This window comes from Stenotrophomonas sp. YJH_SMC_82 (assembly GCF_059368875.1).
In genome coordinates this window covers 156,129-173,517 of record NZ_JCAFSE010000001.1, presented here as the reverse complement: position 1 = coordinate 173,517, position 17,389 = coordinate 156,129, and the positions used below count along the sequence as shown (strand labels likewise).

General features: G+C 68.8%; 16 protein-coding genes. 5 read left to right on the top strand and 11 right to left on the bottom strand.

The window, feature by feature from the left end:
* Positions 1 to 86: 86 nt before the first annotated feature.
* Positions 87 to 1,925, top strand: a complete 1,839-nt coding sequence (gene ilvD / locus AC5P53_RS00745; protein ID WP_241887736.1) for a dihydroxy-acid dehydratase — start codon at positions 87 to 89, stop codon at positions 1,923 to 1,925.
* A 105-nt stretch (positions 1,926 to 2,030) separates the two neighbouring features.
* Here ilvD and dinG read toward each other — a convergent pair whose 3' ends face one another.
* The 3 genes from dinG to aroE all read right to left on the bottom strand — a co-directional run bounded on the left by dinG (position 2,031) and on the right by aroE (position 5,503).
* On the bottom strand, positions 2,031 to 4,133 hold the full coding sequence (dinG, locus tag AC5P53_RS00740; RefSeq protein WP_049404916.1) for an ATP-dependent DNA helicase DinG: 2,103 nt from the start codon (positions 4,131 to 4,133) through the stop codon (positions 2,031 to 2,033).
* Positions 4,134 to 4,300: 167 nt separating this feature from the next.
* The gene (locus AC5P53_RS00735) at positions 4,301 to 4,654 is read right to left on the bottom strand and encodes a hypothetical protein (protein WP_014648789.1); all 354 of its coding nucleotides are present in this window, start codon (positions 4,652 to 4,654) and stop codon (positions 4,301 to 4,303) included.
* Between the two features lie 3 nt (positions 4,655 to 4,657).
* Entirely contained in the window at positions 4,658 to 5,503 is an 846-nt protein-coding gene (gene aroE / locus AC5P53_RS00730; protein WP_046433083.1) for a shikimate dehydrogenase, read from the bottom strand.
* A gap of 48 nt (positions 5,504 to 5,551) precedes the next feature.
* Here aroE and AC5P53_RS00725 point away from each other — a divergent pair, with 48 nt between their 5' ends.
* Positions 5,552 to 6,415 carry a TolB family protein gene (locus AC5P53_RS00725; RefSeq protein ID WP_014648791.1) on the top strand — a complete coding sequence of 288 codons (864 nt, stop codon included), beginning with the start codon at positions 5,552 to 5,554 and terminating at the stop codon, positions 6,413 to 6,415.
* Between the two features lie 120 nt (positions 6,416 to 6,535).
* Here the strand turns inward: AC5P53_RS00725 and AC5P53_RS00720 are convergent, their stop codons facing one another.
* From AC5P53_RS00720 to AC5P53_RS00705, 4 genes are all read right to left on the bottom strand, one after another.
* On the bottom strand, positions 6,536 to 6,805 hold the full coding sequence (locus tag AC5P53_RS00720; protein ID WP_014648792.1) for a gas vesicle protein GvpG: 270 nt from the start codon (positions 6,803 to 6,805) through the stop codon (positions 6,536 to 6,538).
* Between the two features lie 32 nt (positions 6,806 to 6,837).
* Positions 6,838 to 7,827 (bottom strand): porphobilinogen synthase, encoded by a 990-nt coding sequence (gene hemB / locus AC5P53_RS00715; protein WP_014648793.1) that lies wholly within the window; start codon positions 7,825 to 7,827, stop codon positions 6,838 to 6,840.
* A gap of 19 nt (positions 7,828 to 7,846) precedes the next feature.
* Positions 7,847 to 8,764 carry a bestrophin family protein gene (locus AC5P53_RS00710; protein ID WP_049404914.1) on the bottom strand — a complete coding sequence of 306 codons (918 nt, stop codon included), beginning with the start codon at positions 8,762 to 8,764 and terminating at the stop codon, positions 7,847 to 7,849.
* A 123-nt stretch (positions 8,765 to 8,887) separates the two neighbouring features.
* Complete coding sequence (locus tag AC5P53_RS00705; protein ID WP_005420185.1) at positions 8,888 to 9,136, bottom strand: hypothetical protein; 249 nt, start codon at positions 9,134 to 9,136, stop codon at positions 8,888 to 8,890.
* A 186-nt stretch (positions 9,137 to 9,322) separates the two neighbouring features.
* Here AC5P53_RS00705 and AC5P53_RS00700 point away from each other — a divergent pair, with 186 nt between their 5' ends.
* Entirely contained in the window at positions 9,323 to 9,781 is a 459-nt protein-coding gene (locus tag AC5P53_RS00700) for a hypothetical protein (RefSeq protein WP_005420187.1), read from the top strand.
* A 105-nt stretch (positions 9,782 to 9,886) separates the two neighbouring features.
* Here AC5P53_RS00700 and AC5P53_RS00695 read toward each other — a convergent pair whose 3' ends face one another.
* From AC5P53_RS00695 to AC5P53_RS00680, 4 genes are all read right to left on the bottom strand, one after another.
* A complete protein-coding gene (locus tag AC5P53_RS00695; protein WP_046433089.1) occupies positions 9,887 to 11,686 on the bottom strand; it encodes a DUF885 domain-containing protein in 1,800 nt (599 codons plus the stop codon).
* A 67-nt stretch (positions 11,687 to 11,753) separates the two neighbouring features.
* On the bottom strand, positions 11,754 to 12,269 hold the full coding sequence (locus AC5P53_RS00690; RefSeq protein WP_049442038.1) for a cytochrome c oxidase assembly factor Coa1 family protein: 516 nt from the start codon (positions 12,267 to 12,269) through the stop codon (positions 11,754 to 11,756).
* 25 nt (positions 12,270 to 12,294) lie between these two features.
* On the bottom strand, positions 12,295 to 14,520 hold the full coding sequence (locus AC5P53_RS00685) for a S9 family peptidase (RefSeq protein ID WP_164077006.1): 2,226 nt from the start codon (positions 14,518 to 14,520) through the stop codon (positions 12,295 to 12,297).
* A gap of 163 nt (positions 14,521 to 14,683) precedes the next feature.
* Positions 14,684 to 15,373, bottom strand: coding sequence for a glutathione binding-like protein (locus AC5P53_RS00680; protein WP_014648797.1), 690 nt, complete (start codon positions 15,371 to 15,373; stop codon positions 14,684 to 14,686).
* 112 nt (positions 15,374 to 15,485) lie between these two features.
* On the opposite strand from AC5P53_RS00680, the gene AC5P53_RS00675 reads away from it, so the two are divergent.
* Both AC5P53_RS00675 and AC5P53_RS00670 read left to right on the top strand, forming a co-directional pair.
* Positions 15,486 to 16,106, top strand: coding sequence for a TIGR00645 family protein (locus tag AC5P53_RS00675; RefSeq protein WP_041863948.1), 621 nt, complete (start codon positions 15,486 to 15,488; stop codon positions 16,104 to 16,106).
* Between the two features lie 201 nt (positions 16,107 to 16,307).
* The gene (locus AC5P53_RS00670; RefSeq protein WP_014648799.1) at positions 16,308 to 17,321 is read left to right on the top strand and encodes an energy transducer TonB; all 1,014 of its coding nucleotides are present in this window, start codon (positions 16,308 to 16,310) and stop codon (positions 17,319 to 17,321) included.
* Positions 17,322 to 17,389: the final 68 nt, after the last annotated feature.

Genomic DNA, 17,389 nt, shown 5'->3' with positions numbered 1-17,389 from the left:
CGGTGAAGGTGGTTGCAGCAGCAACCGAAAAAATTGGCCATGATCGGCTGACCCCCACGTCGTACGGCCCGCCCGTTCCGCCCGCCATGCCCGAATACCGTTCCCGCACCTCCACCGCCGGTCGCAACATGGCCGGCGCCCGCGCCCTGTGGCGCGCCACCGGCATGAAGGACGGCGACTTCCACAAGCCGATCATCGCCATCGCCAACTCCTTCACCCAGTTCGTGCCCGGCCACGTGCACCTGAAGGATCTCGGCCAGCTGGTCGCGCGCGAGATCGAACAGGTCGGCGGCGTCGCCAAGGAATTCAACACCATCGCCGTGGACGACGGCATCGCGATGGGCCACGACGGCATGCTGTATTCGCTGCCCAGCCGCGAGATCATCGCCGACGCCGTGGAGTACATGGTCAACGCGCACTGCGCCGACGCGCTGGTGTGCATCAGCAACTGCGACAAGATCACCCCCGGCATGCTGATGGCCGCGCTGCGCCTGAACATCCCGGTGGTGTTCGTCTCCGGCGGGCCGATGGAAGCGGGCAAGACCAGGCTGTCCGAGCACAAGCTGGACCTGGTCGACGCGATGGTGGTGGCCGCCGATGACAGCGCCTCCGACGAGAAAGTCGCCGCGTTCGAGCGCAGCGCCTGCCCCACCTGCGGGTCCTGCTCGGGCATGTTCACCGCCAACTCGATGAACTGCCTGACCGAGGCGCTGGGCCTGTCGCTGCCCGGCAACGGCACCACGCTGGCCACCCACGCCGACCGTGAGGCGCTGTTCCGCCGCGCCGGCCGCCTGATCGTCGAACTCTGCCATCGCTGGTACGGCGGCGAAGACCCCAGCGCGCTGCCGCGCGGCATCGCCACCCAGGCCGCGTTCGCCAATGCGATGACCCTGGACATCGCCATGGGCGGCTCCACCAATACCATCCTGCATCTGCTGGCCGCCGCACAGGAGGCGAAGGTCGACTTCGACCTGACCCACATCGACGCGCTGTCGCGGCGCGTGCCACAGCTGTGCAAGGTGGCGCCGAACACGCCGAAGTACCACATCGAGGACGTGCACCGCGCCGGCGGCGTGTTCGGCATCCTGGGTGAGCTGGACCGCGCCGGCCTGCTCGATACCACGGTGCCGACCGTGCACAGCGCCAGCCTGTCCGACGCGCTGGAACGCTGGGACGTAGTGCGCAGTGACAACGACACCCTGCATGCCTTCTTCAAGGCCGGCCCGGCCGGCATCCCTACCCAGGAGGCCTTCAGCCAGGCCACGCGCTGGCCGACCCTGGACATGGACCGCGCCGAGGGCTGCATCCGCTCGCTGCAGCATGCGTACTCACTGGAAGGCGGCCTCGCCGTGCTGCGTGGCAATCTGGCCGTGGATGGCTGCGTGGTGAAAACCGCCGGCGTGGACGAATCGATCCACGTGTTCGAAGGCCCCGCGCGTGTCTATGAAAGCCAGGACGCGGCCGTCGCCGGCATCCTCGCCGACGAGGTGCAACCGGGTGAGGTAGTGGTGATCCGCTACGAAGGGCCGAAGGGCGGCCCCGGCATGCAGGAAATGCTCTACCCGACCAGCTACCTGAAGTCGAAGGGACTGGGCAAGCAGTGCGCGCTGCTCACCGATGGCCGTTTCTCCGGCGGCACCTCGGGCCTGTCGATCGGCCACGTCTCGCCGGAAGCCGCCAGCGGCGGTGTCATCGGTCTGGTGGAGAACGGCGACCGCATCCGCATCGACATCCCGGCCCGCCGCATCGACCTGCTGCTGGATGAGGCCACGCTGGCCCAGCGCCGCGCCGACGCCGACGCGCGTGGCTGGAAACCGCGCGCGCCACGCCCGCGCAAGGTCACCAGCGCGTTGAAGGCCTACGCCCTGCTGGCCACCAGCGCCGACAAGGGCGCCGTACGCAACACCGCCCTGCTCGGCGATTGATGCCGATCCGGTAGTGCCGGCCGCTGGCCGCCATCTGGGAAAAGGGGACGGAGGGGATTAAGTCGTTTGTGCCTCAAACGACTTAATCCCCTCCGTCCCCTTTTTTCAGCCGATCACGCGCTTGAACGGGGGCAGCGCGTCGATGATGCGCTTGCCGTAGCGGCGGGTCAGCAGCCGCGAATCAAGAATGACCACGCGGCCGGTGTCGGTGGAGGTGCGGATCAGGCGGCCGGCGAACTGGGTCAGCGTGCGCAGCGCATGCGGAATGGCGATCAGGTTGAACGCGTTGAGCCCGCGTCCCTCGAACCACTCGCTGAGGGTGGCGGTCTGCGGGTCGGTCGGCACGGCGAACGGCACCTGGGTGATCACCACCGTGGTGCAGGCCTCGCCGGGCAGGTCGAGGCCCTCGCCGAACGAGTTCAGGCCGAACAGCACCGAGCCCTCGCCTGCCTCGACACGCCGCAGGTGTTCCTCGATCAGCCGGGTCTTGGACATCTCGCCCTGCACCAGCACCTGCTTGCGGCGCGCGGCCGGCATCAGCCCGGCCACCTTCTCCATCTTCCAGCGCGAGGTGAACAGCACCATCGAGCCCTTGGCCCAGTCCAGTTCGGTGTCCAGGTAGCGCGCCACTTCGCGCGGGTGGCCTTCGCGGTCGTCCGGCGTGACCGGGAACTTCGGCACGATCAGTTCGGCCTGGTTGGGCAGGTCGAACGGCGACGACAGCGAGACCATCTCGGCCTCTTCCGGAATGCCGTTGTCGATCGCCAGCGCCTGGAAGTCGCCACCGCCGGTCAGCGTCGCCGAGGTCATCACCACCGAGTCCACTTCATCCCACAGCAGCTTGCGCAGCACGTGCGCGGCCGACACCGGCGAACCGTGCAGCACCAGGTCGCCATCGCGGGTGGCAGTCACCCAGCGCGCCATCGGCGGCGCGCCGTCCTTGTCTTCGCGGCGCCACGCCTGCCACAGGTTGTACTGCTGCTCGATCATCTCCAGCGCCATGCCCAGGTTGCGCTGCAGGCGCTCGCGCGCGGCATCGTCCGGCTTGCCCTTGGCCACCTGCGTGGTGGCCGCATGCGCCCAGTTGTAGAGGCTGCGGGTATCGTCGGCCAGTGCCTCGATCGGCTCGCGCCAGGCCTCGGGCAGGCGTCCATTGGCCGCGCGCCACATCGGCTCTTCGTCCGCCGGCGCCGGCATCCACACCCGCTCGATGTGATCACGGAACGCGCGCAGCTGCTTGGCCACGTTGCTGGCGACTTCGATCGCTTCGTTGGGCAGCAGGTTGCCCAGCCGGTCCTTGTCGACCGCGCGGTACGCACCGGCGATCAAGATCTGCAGGCGGCCGGTGCGCTTGGCCATCTCGTCCAGCGCGAGGCTGGCCGCGCCCTGGTCGATCGCCACGTTGCCGATGTGATGGCCTTCGTCCAGCACCAGCAGCATGTCCGAGGGTGGCGCGATCAACGGCTGGCCGTTGTCGCTGTCACCGATCGACAGCGCCGACAGCAGCAGCGCGTGGTTGGTGACCACGATCTGTGCGTCGCGCACCGTATTGCGCGAGCGCAGCACCGCGCACTGCGCCGAATAGGCGCAGCGCCGCCCGGCACAACCCGAGGCCGGCGTGGTGATGCGGCTGCGCAGGCCGGGACTGATGGTCTCCGGCGCATTGTCGATATCGCCATCCCAGCTGCCGCTGGTGAAGGCGTCGGTCAGGCGTTTGGCGATGTCCATCTCGATCGGCGCCAGCGGCCGGTCGAACAGTGGCGCGTCATCCTCGAACATGCCGCCCTGCGAGCCCTCGCCCTGCGCCTCGGCGGCATTGCGCGTGCACAGGTAGCGGGTGCGTCCCTTGGCCAGCGCCACGGTCGCTTCCAGGCCGGTGGCCTTCAGGAAATTCGGGATATCGCGCTCGACCAGCTGCGACTGCAGCGCCACGGTGCCGGTGCTGATCACCAGCTTCTTCTTGGTGGCCAGCGCGATCGGCACGCCTGCGGTGAGGTAGCCCAGGCTCTTGCCGACGCCGGTCGGCGCCTCGACCACGCCAACGCCACCGCTTTTCGACAGCGCGCGCGACACCACGCCGATCATCTGGCTCTGCGAGCGACGGGTGGAGAAGCCGGGGGTGTTGGCCTGCAGCGTCGTGTACGCCTTGCGGATCGCGTCCTTCAAGGTGTCATCGAGCGTGCGCGGAGCGGCGACGGTTTCGGTCACGCCGGGAACTACCGTAGCTGGATCAGGCCGGTCATTGTCGCATGGCCGGCCGCGTTCACTGTTGCTGGCTCCCTGAACGAGCCAGCGACGACGCCCGCCGGCGCGCTCGGTCCGAAGCCCGCGCCGCACAGGGGCGAAACACGCCGGGCGTGGCCCGGCGCCAGCGCTCAGGCGACCGGGGCGGGACGGCTACGCAGCAGGCGCACCAGCGCCCACACCAGCAGCACCACGCCGATGGCCTCGACCATCGCCAGCGCGAAGTGCACCACGCCGAAGATGGCGCTCATGCCCGAGATGGCGCTGAAGTTGCCGCTGCTGACCAGCCACATCGGCAGCATGCCCGCCGCCAGGCCACCCAGGCTGGACAGCAGCAACAGCAGCAGGCCGACCAGCGCGCCGGTGCGGGTGGCATCGCGCGGCGCACCGACCACCCAGACCAGGCCGACGCACAGCGCGATCAGCACCGGCAGGCGCACGCCGACCATGCTCAGCACGGTCACCATCAGGGTTGTGCTGTCCATCGGTCAGTCCTCGCCGGCCAGCACGGCCGAGCCCTGGCGCAGCGACTGGTAGACCTCGCCGGTCTGCGGGCGCACGCCGTGCCACTGCAGGAAGCTCTCGGCGGCCTGCTCGACCAGCATGCCCAGGCCGTCGACGGTATTGCGGCACTGCGCCGCACGGGCCCAGGCCAGGAAGGCGATGGCCGCCTCGCCGTAGTTCAGGTCGACGGCAGTGGTCATCGAATTGACCAGCGACAGCGGCAGCTTGAACTCGACGTCGCGGTCGCGGCCAGCCGAGGTGGCATTGACGATCAGTTCGAAGTCGCCGAGGTCGCGCAGGTCTTCCCAGTAGCGGCTGATCGCACGGCCGGGCTCGCCCATCGCGTCGATCAGTTCGTCGGCGCGCTCCGGCGTGCGGTTGACCACCACCAGTTCGGTGATGCCGGCATCGAGCAGCGCCGGGGCGACGCTGCGCGCCGAGCCACCGGCGCCGATCATCAGCACGCGGCGACCGCGCAGGTCCAGGCCGTGGCGGTCGGTCAGGTCGCGCACCAGGCCGATGCCATCGGTGGTGTCGCCGTGCCAGCGGTCGCCCTTGCGCAGCAGCGTGTTGACCGAGCCGGCGCGGCGCGCGCGCGCGGTCAGCGTGGTGCACAGCGAGAACGCGGCTTCCTTGTGCGGCAGGGTGACGTTGGCGCCGACACCGCCCTCGGCGGCGAAGGCCTCCAGTCCGGCCAGGAACGCATCCGGGGCCAGGTCGATCGCGCGGTAGTCGATGGCGATGCCTTCCTGGCGACCGAACGTCGCGTGGATCTGCGGCGACTTCGAGTGGGCAACGGGGTGTCCGAAGACGGCGTAACGGTCGGTCATGGAATCCTCAAGCTGGCTAGACTGATGCTCTTTCGTGCACGGAACCGGATGATGCGCATCACCCCGCCCCTGCTGGTGCTCGCCGCCAGTCTACTCTCTGCCCCCGTGGCGATGGCGTTGAACGAGTACGGCATCGAAGGCATGGGCGTGGTCTCGACCCGCGCCGACGAAGGTCGCGCCACGATCAGCGCCGATGGCCAGCGCATCGTCTTCGCCCGCCGCGGCGAGGCCGGCTGGGGCCTGTGGGAGGCGCGCGTGGTGGACGGTCGCTGGCAGCAGGCACAGGTACTGCCGGTAGGCGTGGCCGGTGAAGCGCGCGATCCCTACTTCAGCCGCGACGGCCGCTGGCTGCTGTTCGCGGCCGGCCGCGAGGGCGCGCTGGCGCTGTACCGCGCCGCGTTGGCCGCCGACGGCCGGCTGGGCCCGGCGCAGCCGCTGGCCGGTGACGGCGGGCGCCGCGAAGAGCGCGGGCCGGCCCTGAGCGCGGACGGCAAGCAGCTGTTGTTTGCCCGCCAGCAGGGCCGTGGCGCCGGCTGGGACCTGTTCGTGGCGACGCTGGATGCGCAGGGCCTGCGCGGCCCGGCCAGCGCACTGAGCGCGTTGAACAGCGCCGACGACGAGACCGACGGCGACTGGCTGGGCCAGGACGGCGCCGTGGTGTTCAGCCGCGGCAATGGCAGTACCGCGCAGGTCTGGAGCAGCGGCTGTGCGTGGAGCGGTGTAGCGCTGCAGCCGCTGGGGCTGTCGTTCAACCAGGCCGGCGGCTGGACCGGTGCGCCGGTGGTCGACAACGCCAAGCCGGGCGAGATGATGGTGGCCAGCAGTGCAGCGAAGGCGCCGCGTGCCGGTGGCGTGGACGTGTACCGGTTGGCGGTGCCGAAGGTGGCGGCGGTGGCCGGGTGCGCGCGGTAGATCCACGCCATGCGTGGATGGCCGTTTGGTAGATGCCAACCTTGGTTGGCATACGTGAAAGCGCCAACCAAGGTTGGCGACTACCAGTAGATCCACGCCATGCGTGGATGAAACGCCCCGTCAGCGCGACAACACCTTGGCGCGCAACTGCTCGTACTCCATCTCGCTCAGCTGGCCGTTGTCCTTGCGCTGGTTCAACGCGGCCAGCTCGGCCTGCACGGTCTCCGGCAGCGCCTGCTCACGGGCCACGTGGCGGGCAGCGGAGAGCTGTTCCGGCGGGCGCTTGCCGGCCCGCCAGGCGGCGATGAAGACAGCGACGATGATGGCGCCGAACACCAGCGTACCGGTGCCCCAGATCAGCCATTGCACCCATCCCAGTTCGGGTCCCATCGCGCAGTCCTCCGTCTATCGTGGCGCTATTGTCAGCGCTCGCGCAGCCATCGCGCCACCTGCGGCGCGAAATAGGTCAGCACACCATCGGCGCCGGCCCGCTTGAAACCCAGCAGCGACTCCAGCACGCAGGCGCGTTCGTCCAGCCAGCCGTTGGCGAAGGCGGCCTTCATCATCGCGTACTCGCCACTCACCTGATAGGCGAAGGTCGGCACACCGAATGTCTCCTTCACCCGGCGCACCAGGTCCAGGTACGGCATGCCCGGCTTGACCATCACCATGTCGGCGCCCTCTTCCAGGTCCAGCGCGATCTCGCGCAAGGCCTCGTCGCCGTTGGCCGGGTCCATCTGGTAGGTCTTCTTGTCGGCCTTGCCGAGGCTGGCCGCGCTGCCCACCGCATCACGGAACGGGCCGTAGAACGCCGAGGCGTACTTGGCCGAGTAGGCCATGATGCGCACGTTGATGTGGTTGTCGGCATCCAGCGCACGGCGGATCGCGCCGATGCGGCCGTCCATCATGTCCGACGGCGAGACGATGTCCACACCGGCCTCGGCGTGCGACAGCGACTGCTTGACCAGCGCTTCGACAGTGATGTCGTTGAGCACGTAACCCTTGTCGTCGATGATGCCGTCCTGACCGTGGGTGGTGTACGGGTCCAGCGCCACGTCGGTCATCACTCCCAGTTCCGGGAAGCGCGACTTCAGCGCGCGGATCGCACGCTGCGCCAGGCCGTCCTCGGCCCACGCCGCCGACGCGTCCAGCGACTTCAGCGACGGGTCGATCACCGGGAACAGGTCGATCACTGGAATGCCCAGTTCCAGCGCTTCTTCGGCCACCTTCAGCAGCTCTTCGATCGACAGCCGCTCCACGCCCGGCATCGACGGCACTGCGGTGCGGCCCGCCCGTTCGTGCACGAACACCGGGTAGATCAGGTCGTCGGTGGTCAGCGTGTTCTCGCGCATCAGGCGGCGCGAGAACTCGTCGTGGCGCATGCGGCGCGGGCGGTAAAGCGGGTGGGACATGGCAGGCTCCGAGGAGTGGCTATTGCAACAGGTAGCCCTGCGGCAGCAGGGGTTCGGGCAACGGGCGTTCGCCGAGCGCGTCGAGCTGGTCGATCTCGATCGTGCGCACCAGCGCGTCCAGCGGCAGGTCGTTCGGCTCCAGGCCGAACGGGTCTTCCATTTCTTCGCCCAGCTGGTCCAGGCCGAAGAAGGCGTAGGCCAGCACCGCCGACAGCACCGGCGTGCCCCAGCCCAGCGAGCTGGCCAGGCCGAACGGCAGCAGCACGCAGAACATCCATGCGCAGCGATGCAGCAGCAGGGTGTAGGCGAACGGCAGCGGCGTGGTGAGGATGCGCTCGCAGCCGGCCTGGATCGACGACATCGCGTGCAGTCGCTCTTCCAGCTGGGTGTAGAGGATCGGGTCGAGTTCGCCGGCGCGCAGGGCGTGGGCCAGCTCGGCAGCGATCATCGACAGCAATGCGTCGGGCACGTTCTCGCGCTGGCCCAGCTGCTCGCGCTGCGGCTTGTCCAGCCACGGCAACGCCGCCAGGGCCACGATGCGCCCGCGCAGGCGCGCGGCCAGCGCATGGGCAAAAGCCGTAGTGAGGTAGGCGATGCGGCGGCGGCGACCGGCGTCATCGGCCAGCAGCAGGTTCACCTGGCGGGCCAGCGAACGCGATTCGTAGACCAGCTGGCCCCACAGCTTGCGGCCTTCCCACCAGCGGTCGTAGCAGGCGCTGTTGCGGAAACTGAGGAAGATCGACAGCACCAGGCCGAGCAGCGTGAACGGCGTGACGGAAACGCGCTCGATGCCGGTCGGCGGCGCCAGCTCCACCACCGCGGCCACCGCGATGGACAGGATCAGGATGGCCAGCACCTTCGGCGCGATCGCTTTTACGATCGAGCCGCGCAGGATGTACAGCAGTTGCCAGCCGTGGGGACGGGGTCGGATGATCATGGGGCAGCCGCGCCGGGCGCGGATTCACAGGCACGCGGGGGGCTCGCGCAGCCGTTCATTGTACGCCCCTGCCCGGCCCGCGGCCGTGTACCTGCGACGCCCTGTCGCACCCGGCGATGCGGCTCAGATCACGCCGCCCCCCAGGCCCAGGCGCAGGATGCCGACCACCACCACGATGCCGTTCAGCACCAGCCCGGCCCAGGCCCGGCCGCGCTTGGTCGGGTGGGTGAACAGGATGCCCAGCGCGGCGATCACCGCGCCCACGGCGGCGAACGGGATCAGGAACCAGTTGCCCCAGCCCAGCAGCGGAATCAGCGCCAGGATCATCCACAACAGCGCCAGTACGCCCCACAACAGACTGATCACGCCCATTCCACTCTCCCGCCGTTGGTTCCTGTCTGTGCACCATAGTCGTTCCCGCCGTCGCCGCCTACTGCCGTTGGCGGGGCTGTCACCGGCACCGTGCTAGCGTGCCGCCGTGCCTGCTCTGGGCCGGGTGTTGGCGCCGATTCAGAGTGGCCCGCCGATGATCGCAACCAGTCCTACAGGGGTCGTGCCATGAACATCCGTTGGGCCGCGTTGGCGGCCATCCTGCTGGTCGCCGCCGGCTGTGCCAGCACCTCCAAGGTCATGCTGGGGCGCGCCCGCGCGCCGATCGATCCGGCACTGGTGCAGATCTATTCGACGCCGCCGGCCGGCTCCCAGGAAATCGCCCAGCTGGAATCGGCGTCTGCCGTGGGCTTCGGCACGCAGGGCCAGACCGATGCAGCGGTGGCGCGCCTGAAGCGCGAGGCCGCAGCGCTGGGCGCCAATGGCGTGGTGCTGATGGGCGTGGGCAGCAGCGGCTCACCGGTGGGCATGTCGGTGGGTGCCGGCACGTTCGGCTCGCATGTCGGCGGTGGCGTCGGCATCGGTATTCCGACCACGCAGAAGCGCGCCGCCGGCGTGGCGATCTGGGTGCCGAACCCGGAACCGCCGGCACGACTGCCGACGCAGGTGATCACCCCGCAGCGGTGACGCGGCAGCGTCACCGCAGGTAGTGCCGGCCGCTGGCCGGCAACCTCAGGAATCCTCCCGACGTCAGGGGAATGCAGGCCAGCGGCCGGCACTACCGGGGGGTGTTCAGCGCTTGTACTTCGGCACGAACACCTTGTTCACCGCGTCGGCCAGCTGGTCCGGCGGCAGCAGGCCCTGGTCGAGCAGGAAGTTGTTGAACGCCAGGCGGTCGAACTTCGCACCCAGTGCCAGCTCGGTCTGCATGCGCAGTTCCAGGATACGGGTGTAGCCGTAGAAGTAGCTGCCGGCCTGGCCCGGCATGCGCACCATGTAGCGGTCCAGTTCCTGGGTGGCCATCGCCTTGGACAGGCCGACCTGCTCCATCAGCACGCGCTCGCCGTTGGCGCGGTCGGTCAGGCCGAGGTTGAGCATCGGGTCGAGCATCGCGCGTGCGGCGCGCAGCAGGCGGAACTGCAGGGCGATCATCTGCCCGTCCAGCGGCTCGTACGGCACCATCTCGGCCTCGGCATACAGCGCCCAGCCTTCCACGTTCACCGAATTGAACGCGAACATGGTGCGTGCCAGCGACACGCCACGCTCGACCATCGCGGTGAACTGCAGCTCGTGGCCGGGGCGGCCTTCATGCGCACTCAGCGTCCACGCCGCCGCACCGAAGTTGAAGTCGTCGTACTGTGCGCCCGGGCCCGCGGCCGGGTTGCCCAGCGGCAGCACGAAGGTGCCCTGCTGCCCGGTGTTGTTGACCAGCGGCGCCGGCAGGAAATGCGGGGCCGGGCTGGCCGCGCTCTCGGCGGCCGAACCCAGGCGCATCTGCATGGCGCGCTTGGGCACGTCGACGATGGCGTGCTCGCGGATCAGCGGATCGATCGCGTCGATCACCTTGCGGTAGTGGCCTTCCAGATGGTCGTCGGCGATCTTGTCGGCCTTCAGCGCGCGGATCACCGCCACCGGGTCGCTCGGGTCGGCCACCTTCAGGCCCTTCTCCTTCACCACCAGCGGCGCCAGCTGCTGCATCGCCGAGCGGGTTTCCATGAACTCCAGCTGCGCGCGCTGCATCAGCAGCTTCGGGTCGATGTCGATGCCGACCTGCTTGAGCTGGTAGGCGTACAGCGGCGCCGGCAGCCGTGCGTCGGTGCGCGCCTTCGGCAGCACGGTCGAGCGCGTCCAGCTGGCGTAGTCCTTCATCTGCCCGGCCAGGGCCTTCATCGCTTCATCGGCGCCGGCGATCTGGTACTTCTTCAGCAGCGACTCGATGCCGCTGATGTAGGTCTCGACGTTGTCCAGCGACTGCTGCACTTCGATCTTCGTCGGCTGCAGCAGGCTGCTGTCCTTCAAGCGCTCTTCGTAGCGCTGGCGGGCCAGCGTGGTGAACGCGGTGCCGCCCGGCTGCAGGCCGGCGTAAGCCTTGAGGCGGTCGATCGCCTTGGCCCGGCGCTCGGCCGGCACCTGGTCGGACAGCAGCAGGTTGAGGCCGCTGAACACCGTCTGCGGCGCGTCACTCCACGGCAGCAGGTACTTCTCGTTGAGCTCACTGCCTTCGATGTTCTGGTTGGCGGCGTGGATCATGATCTCCAGGTCCTGGCGGACGTTGGGATCCTGCTCGGTGGCCAGCTTCGCCTTCAGTTCGTCGCGGGCCTTGGCCATCGCGGCGCGGTAGCGCTTGCCGTTGTCCGCGCCGAGGTCGGCCACCTTGTCGTCGTAGCCGGGCACGCCGAAGAAGCCGGTTTCTTCCGGCTGGAACGGGCCCTGCGCATCGAGCAGGATCTGCGCCAGTGCGTTGCTGCGGGCGACCCAGGCCGGGCTGGCCGGTGTGGCGGCCTTGGCGGCGGGTGCCGCCAGCGCCGGCGGTGCGGACAGCAGCGGGGCGGCGGTCAGGGCCAGGGCAACGGCCAACGCGATCGGCTTCATGGTGCACTCCAGGACAGGGTTGCCCGCACCCTACGCGCTCAGCGCGGTGGCGACAATCGGCCGGAGGTCACAACGCTGCGGTCAGCGGGCATTCGCCGCGTTCGCGGCAGGCCTGCAGTTCGCATTCCTGCGCGGCCTCATCGTCATCCAGCGCAGTCAGGTCGAAGGTCTGCTTGTTCTCGCCCAGCACGTACATCACCGGGTAGTCCCACACGTCGTCACTGCGGGTGCCCTTCACGAACAACCGGCCGTGTGCGCGGGGGCCTTCCAGGGCCACGGTCAGGCCGACATCGCGCTGGCCGTTGAGCGCGGTCTGCATGCTGCCCAGCGGCATCGATTCGGCACGCAGCGGCTCGCCGAAGGCTTCCACCAGTTCGATGCTGCAGCCGGCGCGACGCATCGCCTCGCGCATCGGAGGGCTCTCGCGTGCCGCCTCACTCCAGCGCAGCACGCTCCAGGCCACCGTGCCACCAGCCCCGGCCAGCACCAGCAGCACGGCCACGGGCATCGCCCAGCGCCAGTGGCGGGACCACCAGCCGGCGGGCTTCGGGCCGTGGGTGGGAATCGGCGGCGGCAGTGTCATCGGCGGGCTCCTTCCCGTCTGTGTTTCAAGGCTTCAGGCAGCGCCCCAGGAAGGCTTCGGCCACACGGTAGCGATGCAGGGCATCGGCGCCGGACAGGCCATGCTTGGCACCCGGGTAGGTCATCAGCTCGAACGGCTGTCCGCGCTTCTGCAGCGCGCTCATCAGACTGGTCGAATTGGTGAACAGCACGTTGTCGTCCGCCATGCCGTGGATCAGCAGCAACGGCGAGCGCAGCCCATCGATGTGGGTCAGCACGCGCGCTTCACGGTAACCGGCGTCGTTGCGCGCCGGCAGGTCCATGTAGCGCTCGGTGTAATGGCTGTCGTACAGGCCCCAGTCGGTGACCGGGGCACCGGCCACGCCGCAGGCGTACTGGTTCGACGCCTTGGCCAGCAGCATCAGGGTCATGTAACCGCCGTTGGACCAGCCCTGCACGCCGATGCGCGCCGGGTCCACCCACGGCTGCTGCTTGAGCCAGGCCACGCCGCGCAGCTGGTCGGTCACTTCCACCGTGCCCTGCTTCCCGTACAGCGCACCACCGAAGTCGCGGCCGCGGCGCGGGGTGCCGCGGTTGTCCAGCGAGAACACGACGTAGCCCTGCTGGGCCAGGTACTGGTTGAACAGATGGTCGCCACGGCCGGGCCAGCTGTCGGTGACAGTCTGGCTGGCCGGGCCGCCATAGACATACACCGCCACCGGGTAGCGCCTGGACGGATCGAAGCCGGCCGGCTTGATCAGGCTGTAGTGCAGCGGCGTCTTGCCGTCGGCGGCGGTGAGCGTGCCGAACTCGACCGGGCGCTGCGCGTCGCGGTAGCGCGCATACGGGTGCTTGGGATCGGCCAGGTTGTTTTCCACCAGTGTGGCGATCTTCTCGCCGTTGGCGCGGAACAGCTCGATCTGCGGCGGCGTGGTGCTGTTGGACCAGCTGTCCACATAGACGCTGGCATTGCGGGCGAACGTGGCGCTGTGCATGCCCGGCGCCTTCGACAGGCGCTGCGGCTCACCGCCCTGCAGCGATACCGCGTAGATCTGGCTTTCGCGCGGGCTTTCGATGCCGGCACGGAAGTAGGCCTTGCCGGCCGTCTCATCCACCGCCAGCAGCTCGTCCACCGGCCAGTTGCCGTGGGTCAGCGCGGTGGTCTTGCCGTTGCTGTCGATGCGGTACAGGTGCTGGAAGCCGGTGCGCTCGGACGACCACAGTACGCTGCCGTCTTCAAGGAAGCGCAGGCTGTTGTGCAGCGGCACCCAGGTCGGGCTGGTTTCGTGGGCGAGTACGCGCTGGCGGTTGGAGTCGAGTGCCACTTCCACCAGGTCCAGCTGCTTCTGGTCGCGCGACTGGCGCTGGAAGCTCAGGTGCTGCGCATCGCGCCAATCGACGCGGGCCAGGTAGATGTCCTGTTCCTTGCCCAGGTCGATCCAGCGCGGCTGCGCCTCGGCGGCCGGTGCGATCACGCCCAGCTGCACGCGCACATTGGCGTCACCGGCGGCCGGGTAACGCTGTTCGATCACATCGGTGCGGTCGGCGTAGACCTCGTAGCGCTTCTGCACCGGCACCGGTGCCTCGTCGATGCGCGCGAACGCGATGGCCGAATCGTCCGGTGCCCACCAGTAACCGGTGTGGCGGTCCATCTCTTCATCGGCGACGAACTCGGCCACGCCGTTGCCGATGGTGGTGCTGCCGTCGCGGGTCAGCTGCAGCTGCTTTCCACTGGCCAGGTCGATCACCCACAGGTTGCGGCCGCGGATGAAGCTGACGAAGCCGCCCTTGGGCGACAGCTTGGCGTCGGTGGCGAAGCCCTCACCGTGGGTCAGCTGGCGCACGGCCGCCGCCCCCTGCTGCTTCAGGTCGTACAGGTAGAGTTCGCCGCCCAACGGGAACAGCAGGCGCTGTGCGTCCGGCGACCACTGGTAATCGACGATGCCGGTCATCGCGGCGATGCGCTGGCGCTCGCGGCGCGCCTTTTCCTCATCGCTGAGGGTCTCGGTGCCGGGCAGCACCACCTTGGAATCAACCAGCAGGCGGGTCTGGCCGCTGCCGATGTCGTAGGTCCACAGGTCCAGCTGATTGCGGTCGCTGTCCTTGCCGCGCAGGAAACTGACCTGCGAACCGTCCGGCGCCACCTTGGGCTTCATCAGGGTCGGGCCGGACAGCGGCAGCGGGCCGGTGATGGCTTCCAGGGTCAGCTTTTCGGCGTGGGCGGCGGTACTAGTGGCGAGCATGAGGGCAAGCGAAGCGAACAGGTGGCGCATGGAGGATCCCGGCAAACGGCAGGTCCGCCCGGCGGCAGGCGCGGGGCGGTCGTTCCCCCATCCTAACCAAGCCCGTGCAGGAAGGCAGCATGACCTTCTGCCCATGCTGCGGTGCTGGGGTCAGGGCCCTTTGCGTTGCAAAGGGATCCGACCCCGCGGCGGGTCAGCGCTGGCCGAACAGGTGCTTGCGCTCTTCGTCGCTGAGCGGCTTGCCGGCGTTCGGGTTCACCTGCTGGCGCAGCGCATAGGCGCGCTGGGTGGCCGGGCGCGCGGCGATGGCCTCGTGCCAGCGCTTGAGGTTCGGGAACGCGGCGAAGTCCACCGGCAGCTTGTCGTAGGCGCCGATCCACGGGTAGCTGGCCATGTCGGCGATGGTGTACTCGTCGCCGGCCAGGAAGGCGTGCTGGGCCAGGCGCTTGTCCATCACCCCGTGCAGGCGGCGTACTTCGTTGTCATAGCGCTCGATCGCGTAGGGAATCTTTTCCGGCGCATACACATTGAAATGCCCCATCTGGCCACTCATCGGGCCCAGGCCGGCCATCTGCCAGAACAGCCATTCCAGGGTGGTCACGCGGCCGCGCGGGTCGCTGGGCAGGAAGCGGCCGGTCTTCTCGGCCAGGTACAGCAGGATCGCACCGGACTCGAACACGCTCTGCGGGGCACCGCCATCGGCCGGGGCGTGGTCGACGATGGCCGGCATCTTGTTGTTGGGCGAGATGGCCAGGAACTCTGGCTTGAACTGGTCACCCGAGCCGATGTTGACCGGGTGGATGCGGTACTCCAGGCCGGCTTCCTCCAACAGCAGGGTCACTTTGTGGCCGTTCGGGGTGGGCCAGTAATACAGGTCGATCATGGCGTCGGCTCGGGGTGCGGAAAGGAACCTGAAGTCTAGTGCGTGAGTTGGGTTGGCACCGTCATGGCGGGCCGGTAACCTCGCCTCTCCCCCGAAACGCAGCATCCCCCGCATGAGTGCAAACCGCCCGCCGCTCTCCCCGTTGTCCACGCTGATCTTCGCCTCGCGCTGGCTGCAGCTGCCGCTGTACCTGGGCCTGATCGTGGCGCAGTGCGTCTACGTGTTCCTGTTCGGCAAGGAACTGTGGCACCTGATCTCGCATTCCGCCTCGATGGGCGAGCAGCAGATCATGCTGATCGTGCTGGGCCTGATCGACGTGGTGATGATCTCCAACCTGCTGGTAATGGTGATCGTCGGCGGCTACGAGACCTTCGTCTCGCGCCTGCGCCTGGAAGGCCACCCGGACCAGCCGGAATGGCTGAGCCACGTCAATGCCAGCGTGCTGAAGGTGAAGCTGGCGATGGCGATCATCGGCATCTCCTCGATCCACCTGCTGAAGACCTTCATCGCCAGCGGTGCGCTGGGCGGTATCCCGCTGTGCACGCCGGAGCAGATGAGCGTGGCCGCCGCCAACATCGGTGTCGCCCGCTGCTCGATGCTGACCCAGGAAGGCGTGCTGTGGCAGACCATCATCCACTGCGTGTTCATCCTGTCGGCGATCGGCATCGCCTGGACCGACAAGCTGATGTCCAACGGCCACAGCAAGTCGCACGACAAGGCACACGACCACTGAGGTCGCCGCCGGCCACGACATGATCGCCGCGGCCCCACCCGGCCACCACCCCTTGTGCGGGGCGGTGGCCGGGATGCTAGATTGCATCCTCGCCGTTGCCGGCGGTGGCGTCGGGAAACGCCACCCTGCCGCGCCTGGACCACGGGTCCCGGCCATGCATATCAATGATTTACGTCACGTCGTCTTCTAAAGGGGAGCTGGATGTCGCACGTCTCAACGATCACCGCCGCGCGCCGGTGGCTGCCGGTTGCCTTGGCACTGGCGCTGGCCGCCTGCTCGGGCAAGGAAGAATCCGCAGCACCGGCTCCGGCCGCCGCCCCCACCGCCGCTGCACCGGCCGCACCGGTGGTCGCCGCCAAAGTGCAGTCGATGGGCACCGAGCAGCTGCGTGAGTCGGCCAGCCAGGCCCTGCGCGAGAACCGCATGTACGCGCCGGCCGGCGACAACGCCATCGAGTACTACCTCGCGCTGCGCGACAAGACCCCGGACGACGCCTCGGTGAAGAGCGCGCTGACCGACCTGCTGCCCTACACCCTGATCGCCGCCGAACAGCACCTGGGGCGCGAGGACTACACCGAAGCGCAGCGGCTGGTGGCGCTGATCGAGAAGGTGGATGCCTCCGCGCCGGCCCTGCCGCGCCTGAAGGACGGCCTGGCCAAGGGCGTGCAGAACGCGGCCAAGCGCACCGAGGCCGAAGCCGAGAAGGCCAAGAAGGACGCCGAGGACCGCAGCAAGCAGCAGACCGAACAGCAGCGCCTGGCCGAGCAGCGTGCCAAGGAAGCCGACGCGGCCAAGCAGATCGCTGCCCAGCAGGACGCCGCCCGTCGCGACAACGAGCGCCAGGAAGCCGAGCGCCAGGCCGCCGCGCGCCGCGAAGCCGAGCTGAAGCAGCAGCAGGCCGCCGCCCAGCAGGCCAGTGCCGCACGCCAGGCCGCGGCTCCAGCGGCCGCTGCGGCGCCGAACCTGCGCCCGGTCAGCACCCCGGCGCCGCGCTATCCGTCCGAGGCACTGCGTGCAGGCACCTCCGGCGAAGTGCTGGTGGAAATCACCGTCGGCACCGACGGCTCAGTGACCAACGCCCGCGTGCTGCGCGCAACACCGTCGCGCGTCTTCGATCGCGAAGCCATGAACGCGGTCAAGCGCTGGCGCTTCGAGCCGGTCAGCGCACCGGTCACCACCCGCCGTACCCTGGTATTCGCCCCGGGCGGCACCTGACCGCAAAAAGGGGACGGAGGGGATTAAGTCGTTTCCGCCCCCGCAATGAGGACACGGCCCGGCATGTC